We start from the raw sequence: 11,708 nt of genomic DNA on the forward strand, positions 1-11,708 counted from the left end.
TAGGTTGCGTTAGGTTCTTTTGGATTGAAATTAATTAAAGTGAGTATAAAATCCCTATATATAAATTATAACTAGAAGTGACAATTTTTAGAATTGGTGTAGGTTTTTCTAGGTTGCATAAAATTGTAGGTATAAAAATTTTAAAATAATCGATTTCTTAATTCCCATTTTATTTGCTAATTTGGATATATAAATTAAAAACTATGTGCTACGAAACTGCATTGACAAAAAAGAAAAAACAATAGCTTCAGAGTTTAATTCTGATTTTACAATACCATTAGAGTTTGAACCTTTCTTTCATAAAAAATGAAAAGTATAAATTTTTAAAATTATGATTTTTTATCGTTATTTTATCTCTTCAATTACACTCCCACAACTTAGCATCGCATCACCATAATATGGGTTGAGGATAACTTTTTCTGAACTTAACCAAACTGCACCTTTATTATTATTTGCCATTGGACATTTTTGAACGTAGAGTATCTCGCCGGCATTATCAATATTCATAGTAATAGCAACCATATTTTCATTTAGTATCACAAAATGTGAGCGTTGACTTTTAAGATCATCGTTTGAAACGATTGCCTCCAGCATTTCCATACTTTTAGTATGATGCTGACTTACCATTTGGTCAGAACTACTTTTATCGATGGATTTTAATTCTTTTAATGTCGCTTTCGCGAAAGCGGAAACTTGACCAGCATCACTCGCAACAAATGCATCCTTCATTTTAAGATATGGAACTAATGCCTTTTTAAAGTCAGTTTGAAAGGCAGCTGGAAGTTTCATCTCCATATCAGTCATCGCCATCATCTTATCGTCTTCCATTCTTTTATTCATCATTGATTTTTTACCTTGTAATTGTGCTGCGGCATCTACGGTAAAAGTCCCGTTAGTTACAATTTCATCCCCATTTTGAAGTCCTTTTGTAATGGTATAACTATCTCCGTTACGATTACCAATGGTCACCTCACGCATTTCGAAAATGGGTTCGTTGGGATTTGTTTTTAAATATACTAAAGAACGTTCTCCAGTCCACATTACTGCGCTTGCAGGAACTGTGAGCAAAGTCTCATTCATATCCATCGTTCCCTGAATTTTCCCAGTGACAAACATTCCTGGTTTAAAAATATCATCGGTATTTTTTAGAGTTGCTCGCACAATAACGGTTCGTGTAGCATTATTAAGAATGGGATCAATAAATGAAACTGCAGCGTCAAATTCTTTATTTGGATACGCATTAGTCATCACTTTAATTTTCTGACCTTTTTTTAGTTCCGAAATATGATTTTCATAAGCATCAAATTCTGCCCAAACCGAATTTAAGTTACTCACTTTAAGAATAGGCTGTCCTTGTTTTACATAATCACCTTCGGCTGCCATTACCATTGAAACGGTCCCTGAAACAGTAGCATAGACTGGAAAATTATCGCGCACTTTTCCTGATGATTCTATAGCATTAATTTGAGATTCTGATAATTTCCAGTTCTTCAATTTGTTGCGTACTGCTTTATACAAAGCTGGTTGCGATTCTTTTAGTGAAGCTGTAGTTATGAGTTCTTGTTGCGCTGCGACCAAATTAGGCGCATAAATGGTGGCGAGTAACTGACCTCTATTTACTTTCTGACCTTCAAAGTTTACATTCAACCGTTCTATACGGCCATCAAAATAACTGGCCTGTACTGAATTGTTTTCTTCATTGGTCGCAATTTTTCCTGAAAGCGATATCATTCCATCGTCTTCAGAAATAGTACCGCTTCCTACAACAGTGGTTTGAATATTTGCCAACGCCATTGCATTTTCGGTCATTTTTATTTCATTAACTGCAAGACCTTCGGCACCAGATTCGGCTGGAATAAGGTCCATTCCACATATAGGACAGTCGCCAGCTTCTGGTTGCATAATTTGTGGATGCATTGAACACGTCCACATTTGTGATGCAGTTTCACCAGAATGGTCGTGGGAATCTGACATATCTGACAGATCCTTATTTGCATTTGCATCACTTCCGGAATTTCCAAAAATGAGCCAACCGCCAAGCAGACCTACAATAACTGCTATTCCTATATATAAAATGTTTTTATTCATAACTCCTATTTTTTAATGGTGTCACTATCTAGCGCTAGGGATAGTAGTGGAAATCCTTTTTTATGCTTTTTCTGCATAAAAAAGATTGTAGCGGATAGCCCGCTCGAGCGCCCAAATGCTACTTGGCGTTTTCCAGACGCTCTATCATCGCCTTCATTTCGGCAATTTCTTTGCGTTGTGCCTTAATAATATCATCTGCTAGTTTCTTAACTTCTGGATCTTTAATATCTGCGCGTTCACTCGTTAATATTGCGATAGAATGGTGTGGGATCATAGCTCTCATCCACAGCACATCGCCTACGGTTGATTTCTGTTCACGTACCAATCCTAAAGCTCCCAGGAATAAAATAGCGCTTCCCGCCAAAATAGCGATATTTTTCTTTTTGTTCTTATACATATTGAGCATAAATAATAGCATAATGACTGCCATCGTAGCAATACCAAGGCATACCATATAAAAACGCGTAAGACTAAAATAAACGTGGTCAAACTCGTAAGTGTTTAAATACATTGTGATGTACATTGCAATAAAAGATGCTCCTAGCATCAGGAAGAATTTTGTGTATTGGCTCATTCCTTTTTCGTTTTTGTTGTGTTCGTTGGCATTCATAATTTTTGGTTTTTAGTTCATTTTTAGTTTACAGTAAAAGGAAATTCTATGGTGACTTTTTCCCAGTTTAAGCTAATTGTTCCCGAAGTTTTAGAAGTTTCTGTCACTTTATATTCTAGATGTTCCTGAATCTCTTCTGAAATTTTAGGGACGACATTAAATCGTAATACATCATCCTTCTCATCATAATCATCTTTACCGTGCTGATTCCAGTTTGAATTAAATATCACGGTCCACTGGTCTTTATTAGGAATAACAAAAAAACCATATTTCCCAGCAGGTAATTTTTCCCCTTTGATACTTAAATCTTTATCCGTTTCTATCCAAGTTGCATTATGCGCTCCTGCTTGCCAAACAGCATCATAAGGCAATAGGCCACCAAAAATCATACGCTTACGAACGCCAGGCGATGAATAATCAATATGAATGTGTGCATCGCCCACCATTGCCATTGCACTTGTGTGCGGACTCAACGGTTTTTTCTTGTTTGGTTCTGCACTTAAAGTTTCTATTTCTTGAACAGCACTTTCTGTTTCTTGTGGAATTACTTCTTTCTTGGAAGCTTCTTTACAGGAAACAAAAAGTGCAAGACCTAAAATAAATATGATATTTTTCATTTTTTATAATTTTTAGTTGATTGATTTTGTTTTTAGTCTTAATGCGTTTGCAATTACTGAAACCGAGCTAAAGCTCATAGCCAATGCAGCAATCATAGGCGATAATAAAATTCCAAAGAACGGGAACAATACTCCTGCCGCTACAGGAACGCCAAGTGTATTATAAATCATCGCAAAAAATAGATTTTGCTTGATATTACGCATCACTTTATGACTTAAATTTCGTGCTTTTACAATGCCGTGTAAATCACCTTTTACAAGTGTGATCATTGCGCTTTCTATCGCAACATCTGTTCCCGTGCCCATTGCGATACCTACATCACTTTTTGCGAGGGCTGGTGCATCGTTGATACCATCGCCAGCCATAGCCACTACTTTTCCAACTTCTTGTAGTTTTGTTACTTCTTTGAGTTTATCTTCTGGCAACATTCCTGCTTTAAAATCTGCAAGGTTGAGTTCATTTGCAACTGCTTGAGCGGTGTCGTGGTTATCCCCAGTAAGCATAATGACTTCGATGCCTTTATCTTGTAATTCTTTGATAGCCTTTGCACTTGTTGCTTTTATTTTATCGCCTATAACCACATACCCAGAAACTTGACCGTCAATAGATAAATACGAAACCGTTTTGCCTTGCTTTTGAAATGATTGTGCCTTGGTTTCCATTTCAGATGAAATAGTCGCTTTTGCATATTCCATCATTTTGGCATTCCCTAAATCGAGTTTTTTGCCATTTATGGTTCCTTCAACGCCTTTGCCTGTTACGGCACTAAAATTTTTGGTTTTTAAAATTTCAGCATTTTGCTCTTTTCCGTATTTTACGGTGGCTTCCGCTAGTGGGTGCTCACTGGAACTATTTAATGATGCGATAAATTGCGTTATTTCGCTTTCGCGAAAGCGATCTCCAAAAACACCAATTTTTTCAACGGTTGGTTTTCCTTCTGTGATTGTTCCTGTTTTGTCAACGATAAGCGTATCCACTTTATCCATTTTCTCTAAAGCCTCTGCATTCTTGATGAGAACGCCATTTTGAGCTCCTTTACCAACGCCAACCATTACCGACATAGGCGTAGCAAGACCTAACGCACAAGGACAGGCGATAATAAGCACGGCAATTGCGTTTACAAGGGCATACACATAAGCTGGTTCTGGTCCCCAAATTGCCCAAACGGCAAAAGTGATGATCGAGATGATGACCACAACTGGCACAAAATATCCCGATACCGTATCTGCCAATTTTTGAATGGGTGCACGGCTGCGACTGGCATCGTTTACCATATGGATAATTTGAGAAAGTAAGGTGTCGCTACCTACTTTTTCTGCCTTCATTAAAAAAGATTGGTTACCATTAATGGTACCGCTACTTACCTTATCATCTTCTGTTTTATTTACTGGAATAGGTTCTCCAGAAATCATTGACTCATCTACAGTGGTTTGACCTTCAGTAATTCTACCATCGACAGGAATCTTATCGCCAGGCTTTACACGTAAAATATCGCCTTTTTGAATCTGGTCGATAGAGACTTCTTCTTCAATACCGTCAACAACTTTGACAGCTTTATTAGGTGCAAGTTTGAGTAACTCTTTTACAGCGCTATTAGTTTTACTTTGTGCGCGTGCTTCTAACACCTGACCCATCAATACTAATGTGAGAATTACGGTCGCGGCCTCAAAATAAACGTGTACTGCATCACTCTCTGTTTTAAATTGTTGTGGAAAGAAGTCTGGAAAAAGCATCCCAAAAACACTAAACAACCACGCCACGCCTGCACCGATACCTATGAGCGTAAACATATTGAGATTCCAGGTTATTATACTTCGGTAAGCTCTTTCAAAGAACATCCAGGTTGCATAAAACACCACTGGAATGGATAAACCGAACTGAATCCAATTCCACGATTTTTGTTCCATTACATCATACAATGGATTATTAGGAATCATCTCGCTCATCGCAATTATAAAAATGGGTAGTGTGAAAGCAACGGCAATCCAGAATTTCTTTATGAGTTTTTTATACGTCTTTTCTTCGGCAGATAAATCGGCTTTTACAGGCACGAGATCCATCCCACAGATAGGACAGTCTCCTGGTTCATCCTTTACCACTTCTGGATGCATCGGGCACGTCCAATGATCGCTGGAAGTAACCGACAGGTTTTGCTCTTCTACGAGATCCATACCACAAACTGGACAATCGCCTGGCCTGTTATAGGTTTTATCACCTTCGCAATGCATAGGACAATAAAATGTACCAGTTCCTTTGCTTTTTTTTGGCGTCTCTTTTTCGACTTCAGTATGTTCGTGCTTCTCTCCTAAAGGATGAATACTGTAACTGCCTCCTTCACCTTTTAATGTCTTTTGAAATGATTCAATAGTAATATGCTTTTCCATTTCAATCGTTGCTTCAGCTTTTTCTAAATTTACTGAAGCACTTGTAACACCTTTCACTTTAGAAAGTGTTTGCTCAACGTGAGTCCGACAACCATTGCAGGTCATTCCTTGTATGTGGTAAGTGTATTTCATTTTTATTGATTGAGTTTTTTGAATGAAGTATGAGAGTGAATGATTTTCCAGACACCATCAATCTTTTGAAGAATAGAAGTAGCTACACCTTTACTCTCAACAATGCGCTCTTTTGTGCCTTTGATCTTATCTTCTTTAAGTACTATTGTATACAAGTAATTCTCTGTTGTAAATGCATAAGGTAGATTTATGGTCGTATTTATAGAATAATCTGAAAATGTAAAACTTTCAAAATGCCCCAATTCTGGTCCTAAATGATGGTCTATATATTCGGCATATGTACCCTCAACTTTGCCCTGTTCATAAACTGAAGCATCTGGTGTAAAGAGTTCAAAAGTGCCTTCGGTTGTTAAATTTTGGATTGCATCTTTGTATGCTTTCATCACAGCAATAACTTCTTGTTTATCCTTTTCTAATGAACTAGTTTGTCCATATGAATAGCCAGTTGCAATTAGCAATAGTATTGCAGTTGTAATGCCTTTTAGTGATTTCATAAGTCTATGTATTATTATCAACTTTTATTTGATTTATATTAGCTATTCCAAACACTAGAACAAAGAATCGAACCGCAACTTGAATCATTACAATTCCTTTCGCTAGTATTGATTGAGGTACAATGTCTCCATAACCAACAGATGAAAATGTAATTGTACTGAAATAAAAATATTCGTAAAGCATACCAACCATCGACACATCATTATTAACTAACGATGTTTTGAAACTGTTGCCATCACTTACATATAGAGACAGGTAATCTAATGAAAATGAACATACTATAGTTGCGATTAGGAAAATGAACAGCGTTAAAATATGTGAGATAAGATGGCTTTGACCAATAATTTTTGTGAGTTGTGTAAATGATAACCAGACTATAGCACTAACCTTTAAGACAGACAGAAGGAATATAAGATATCCAGCAAAGCTTCCATTAAATATAGAAGTCGAAAAAGCTTGAATCGAGGATAGTAGCACTAATAATAGTACTACAACCCAAGATTTTTTAAATAGCTGTGTGTAAAAATGATTAATTTTAAAATTCATTATTTATTTCCTATAATCTGTAAATAAATTGCTCCAATAATGATTATGGTCAGTACTGCATAGACAACATAGTTCAACCATCGTTGTAAGCGACTTTTTGTTTTTCCTTTATTTCCTGTATTGCAACACGCTTTCATATAATAATTGCCTAAAAAAGAGAAAGAGTTTCTACTAACCAACCAATGAAAAAATCATCTCTTTCTCGATTTAGGGCTTATTTGTGCCTGAAAAGGAAAAGGTAAATAACTAACCATTAGAGCTCCTTTTCCTATTCAGGTCTTTACTTTAAACTGTCTTTTAAAATTCTCATATAAGATATTACGCTGTTTTTAATATTCTCGGAAAGAATAGCATCTCTATGTATAAGTGTGTAACTATCCATAGGCATTTCTCCACTTTCAATCTGTTTAATTATAGAACGTAGCTTGCTGTCTTTTCTCCTGTCTGAATACGTACTCCATTCGTTAAAATTGAGTTCCGCTTTTCCTTCCTTGACGTGATCTTCAAGATACCAGGCAGCTGGCTGAATTTTATTATACCAAGGATACGATGTGCTATTACTGTGACAATCATAACAAGACACCTTCAACTGGTTTTCAATTTTTGATGGCACATTGTTAACCACCATAAAATCATTATCCGGCGTGGTGTAGCTCTCATTCTTTTCCGTTGGAAAAAACTGTATTATTATAAACAAAATAAGTGCTATCCAAGCTATGATTTTAAAAACTCTCATCTAGTTGATTTCACGCTGTACTTTACCGCATTTCAACATTGAGCTACCATAGTATGGATTTAACACCTGCTTTTCAGTACTTAACCAAGCTGTTCCACCATCATACATAGGGCAATATTGCTCATATAGTTTCATTTGAGTTCCTGTAATGGCAACCATATCTGTGACATCCTTACTTAAAATTTTAAAATGCTCACGTTGATGTTTGATGTCACTCTCGCCTATATGTTCTGCGTGTTCAATGGCATCTTCCATAATGTCTTTTAGTTCAGATTTTTTACCATCTGCATAGCTAGACATATCAAAAGATTTTAAGGATTGAACTAACGTGTTCCCTAAACCTTTCGCCTTTGCGTTATCATCTCCAACTAAGGCATCTTTTAAATTAAAGTAATCTTTTAGAATAGCTTCAGCCTTTGCGTCCTGACTGTCATTCATTGCCATATCCTTATCAGCATCCATAGTGTCTTGATGCATCTCATTGCTCATAGGCGCTGTAGCTTCATTTTTCTTTCCTTCATTACAGGAAACCGTTATTAATGTTATAGCAGCAAGTGCCATTGCACCTAAACTTCTTTTTACTGTTTTCATAATGTATTATAATTTTGAGGTTATTGAATTTAGTATTGATTCCTGCGCTAAAAAGAGCAGGAATCAACTTGATTTATGCTAAATATGCTTTACAGGCATCTGCACATTTTTGACACGCCTCTGCACAATCTTTACAATGTTGATGGTCGTGACCACTGCACTCCTCTGCACATTGCGTACAAATCTCGTGGCATTTTTCTACCATCGCTTTCGCGAAAGCGGAATCCATAGCCAATAATTTTACCGTAGCACTACAAACTTCTGCACAAGCTCTGTCAGTTCTTATGCAATCTACCATCATTTTAATATTGTCTGTGTCCAAACAAGCATCTGCGCAATGGTTACAATGTGTTATACAATTGTTTAATGCGTCAATCAATTTTTGATTTTTCATAATATTTGATATTTATTGTTATTAATTATTCTCTGTTTAAAATCGTAGCGACAATCCACCACCAGCTCCAAAACGGTTATCGTAACTTCCCATAAGAGAAAATTGGCGACCTAGAACATATTCTAGACCAACCTGCCAAGTCGTTTCTTCTTTGAAATCCTGACCATCTGGTAATTTTCCGTCCCAACCAAAGTCCATTTGATATTCATACTCGCCATAGATTCCCAATCGTGGGAAAATCATAAAACCAGTACTAAAACTAACTTGTGGTCGTAGCTTACTATCAATTCTGAAATCTGAATTAATAAGTAACGGCATCAACCATCGTACTCCAGCTATTGCTGTGGTATTTATTTCTTCAAGGCTGTCTTCGCCTTCATTCTCTACGTTCACACCACCAAAAACTCGGAAATAGTCATTAAGGTAGCGTTCATAAGTGAATTCTGCTTCTAGATTTTTATTCCAACCATATTCTCCCCTAACACTAAACTGATTACGCAAATTTGCGGCTATTGCGTAAAGTTCTGTCATATGGCTTGCAGCACTTACTTCTCCCCAAGTGTAAAAATGTGCTGCTTCATTAGTAAGATTAGTTAAAGGGAAAGCTTCTAAACGCACATCTCGTGGTGTATCGTAACTAAAAACTCTTGCCATACCGCTCATCATATGATACAAAATATGACAATGGAAAAACCAATCTCCTGATTCATCTGCTGCAAACTCAAAGACCACTTTTTGCATAGGCGCAACATTTACCGTGTGCTTTAATGGCGAATATTCTCCATTCTCGTTTAAAACTCTAAAGAAGTGACCGTGCAAGTGCATTGGATGGTGCATCATCGTTAAATTATTCAATGTAATGCGTACAACTTCTCCCTGTTTGATTTTAATTTTATCGGCTTCAGAAAGTGGTACACCGTTAATACTCCAAGTGTATCTGTTCATATTTCCTGTTAAGTTGAACAGCATTTCTTTTACTGGCTTATCATTATCAAATTCGGTAGGTTCTTTAGCTCTTAAATAGTTATAGTTAAACTCTGGATTTCCACCAGTTTTCATATTGTCTCCCACCACTTTTTCCTGCGGAATCATATAGCCCATTTTCATTCCACCCATCTGCATATCATCATCCATCTTCATCTTCATATTGCCTTTCATCTTCATTTCAGATTTAGACATTTTCATTTGGTCGTGATCCATCGTACCGTGATCGATTTTTGTAGAATCTTTGTCCATTTTCATTCCATCCATTTGCATTTGGTTACCCTGCATCTTCATATCATCGCCCTTCATATCCATTCCATCCATTTGCATACTGCCCATATCCATTGCATATTTTTCCATCATCTGAATAGAGTCATTCTTTGAAGGATTAAATTTTGTGGATGGCGCTCCCATTTTCATTCCCATAGACATCATTTGCTTCATACTCATAATAAGATCCGGTTCTGGAACAACCGGTGCTTCCATAATTTCTCCAGTACCTATAAATGCCGAAGCTTCTCCAGAGCCATCTTGAGCTGTAGCTCTCACTTGAAGTTTACCATTAGCTGGGATAGTGACTATAAAATCATAGGTTTCTGCTACTCCAATCAAGGTTTTATTATGAGTAACAGGAACAACGTCAATCCCATCTGAAGCAACTAACATAGGGTCATCGCCAACAAATGTTAACCAGAAATAAGATGCTGCGGCAGCATTTACAAAACGTAATCTCACGCGTTCACCAGGTTTGAAGTCAGGATACTCTTGTGTCGCACCGCCGTTGATGAAAAATTTATCAAAATAGTTGTCTGATATTGCCATATCTGGCATCCGTTGCCACGCCATTTTTAATTTTGCGCCTACGGCATTTTTCTTTATCAGTTTATCGAGCGATTGTACTTGTCCTTTTTTAATCAAATACCACTCGTTACCGCGTTTCAAGTTTTTGAGTTGTGATTTGGGACTTTCGTCCATCCAGTCAGATAGCACCATCACAAGATCCTTATCATATTCTAAATCTGTTTCCTTTGGATTTATTTGTATGCTTCCATACACGCCACGCTGTTCTTGCAGACCAGTATGCGAGTGATACCAGTACGTTCCAGATTGTTTGAGCGCATATTTATATTGTAGCGTTTCTCCAGGCAATATAGGTGGCGTTGTTAAATAGGGAACACCATCGTAAAAGTTGGGAAGTATCAATCCGTGCCAGTGCACAGAGGTTTCCACATCCATTTTGTTAGTTACATTTATGATCGCAAATTCTCCTTCATTAAATTCTAAATTAGGACCAGGAATACCACCATTAATAGTCATAGCCTGAATGTCCTTACCTGTAAAATTTACCATCTCATAATCTATGGTTAGATCATAGACGCGTTCTGGCCAATTATCAACGTTTTCTTCAGCTTTGTTTGCAACCAATTGGGCAGACGCTCCAAAGGAAGTACATATCATAAGAACAAGTAATAATCTCATTTTCATAGATTTAATTTTTTTTATATTTTATATAAAAATACAGTTGAACTCCAAAGAGTTGTGTCATAATTATGGTTCATATCTACACAATTTGGTCTAAAGGATTCCTAAAATTTTTCTGTCTTGATTTATATTCTGTCAGACTTAATCCTGTCTCTGATTTAAACTGTCTACTCAAATGATTCACGTGACTATAATCCAGCAGTTGACTTATTTCTGTAAAGTTTTTATGTTGTGATTGTATCAGTTCTTTTACTTTTTCAATTTTCAGCTTTATGAAATATTTTTCGATGGTAATCCCTTCCGTAAATGAAAATACCTTGCTGATTTTTGAATAGTCCTGATGCATTTGTTCGGCGAGATGGGATGACAATTTCTCTTGTAAATCCAGCGGTAATTCTCCCAGAATTTTTATGAGCTGAATCTTGACTTGCTCAGTTATTTTGTCCTCGACGGTATCTATAATCTCAAAACCGTTGCTCAGGATGATTTTCTTTAAATCTTCAATTTGCCCATCATTTTGAATGTCTAACTGCACGCGTCCCAGTTTAATTTCATTCACGGTAATTCCTTGTGCTTCCACTTCATTTTTGAGCACTTTGATGCAACGATCGCAAACCATATTTTTTATGTAAAAATCTTTTATCATCG

At 36.7% G+C, this 11,708-nt stretch carries 11 protein-coding genes; all 11 read right to left on the reverse strand.

Annotated features, from left to right (window positions below; genetic code table 11):
* Nucleotides 1–345 precede the first annotated feature (345 nt).
* Entirely contained in the window at nt 346–2,088 is a 1,743-nt protein-coding gene (locus tag GB234_RS04765; protein ID WP_151893369.1) for an efflux RND transporter periplasmic adaptor subunit, read from the reverse strand.
* Between the two features lie 118 nt (nt 2,089–2,206).
* Nucleotides 2,207–2,698: a DUF305 domain-containing protein gene (locus tag GB234_RS04770; RefSeq protein WP_151893370.1), complete on the reverse strand. Its 492-nt coding sequence runs from the start codon at nt 2,696–2,698 to the stop codon at nt 2,207–2,209.
* Between the two features lie 23 nt (nt 2,699–2,721).
* Nucleotides 2,722–3,315, reverse strand: coding sequence for a DUF2911 domain-containing protein (locus GB234_RS04775; RefSeq protein ID WP_151893371.1), 594 nt, complete (start codon nt 3,313–3,315; stop codon nt 2,722–2,724).
* Between the two features lie 12 nt (nt 3,316–3,327).
* Nucleotides 3,328–5,832, reverse strand: coding sequence for a heavy metal translocating P-type ATPase (locus GB234_RS04780; protein ID WP_151893372.1), 2,505 nt, complete (start codon nt 5,830–5,832; stop codon nt 3,328–3,330).
* Nucleotides 5,833–5,834: 2 nt separating this feature from the next.
* On the reverse strand, nt 5,835–6,326 hold the full coding sequence (locus GB234_RS04785; protein WP_151893373.1) for a YybH family protein: 492 nt from the start codon (nt 6,324–6,326) through the stop codon (nt 5,835–5,837).
* 4 nt (nt 6,327–6,330) lie between these two features.
* The gene (locus tag GB234_RS04790) at nt 6,331–6,804 is read right to left on the reverse strand and encodes an ion channel (protein WP_235906051.1); all 474 of its coding nucleotides are present in this window, start codon (nt 6,802–6,804) and stop codon (nt 6,331–6,333) included.
* A 349-nt stretch (nt 6,805–7,153) separates the two neighbouring features.
* Complete coding sequence (locus GB234_RS04795) at nt 7,154–7,609, reverse strand: heme-binding domain-containing protein (RefSeq protein ID WP_151893374.1); 456 nt, start codon at nt 7,607–7,609, stop codon at nt 7,154–7,156.
* Entirely contained in the window at nt 7,610–8,200 is a 591-nt protein-coding gene (locus GB234_RS04800) for a DUF3347 domain-containing protein (protein ID WP_151893375.1), read from the reverse strand. It abuts the gene before it with no gap.
* Nucleotides 8,201–8,273: 73 nt separating this feature from the next.
* Complete coding sequence (locus tag GB234_RS04805) at nt 8,274–8,594, reverse strand: four-helix bundle copper-binding protein (RefSeq protein WP_151893376.1); 321 nt, start codon at nt 8,592–8,594, stop codon at nt 8,274–8,276.
* Nucleotides 8,595–8,630: 36 nt separating this feature from the next.
* Nucleotides 8,631–11,063 (reverse strand): multicopper oxidase domain-containing protein, encoded by a 2,433-nt coding sequence (locus tag GB234_RS04810; protein ID WP_151893377.1) that lies wholly within the window; start codon nt 11,061–11,063, stop codon nt 8,631–8,633.
* A 76-nt stretch (nt 11,064–11,139) separates the two neighbouring features.
* A complete protein-coding gene (locus GB234_RS04815) occupies nt 11,140–11,706 on the reverse strand; it encodes a helix-turn-helix domain-containing protein (protein ID WP_151893378.1) in 567 nt (188 codons plus the stop codon).
* Between the last annotated feature and the right edge of the window lie 2 nt (nt 11,707–11,708).

Origin of the sequence: Patiriisocius marinistellae (assembly GCF_009014635.1) — a bacterium.
GTDB lineage: Bacteria > Bacteroidota > Bacteroidia > Flavobacteriales > Flavobacteriaceae > Patiriisocius > Patiriisocius marinistellae.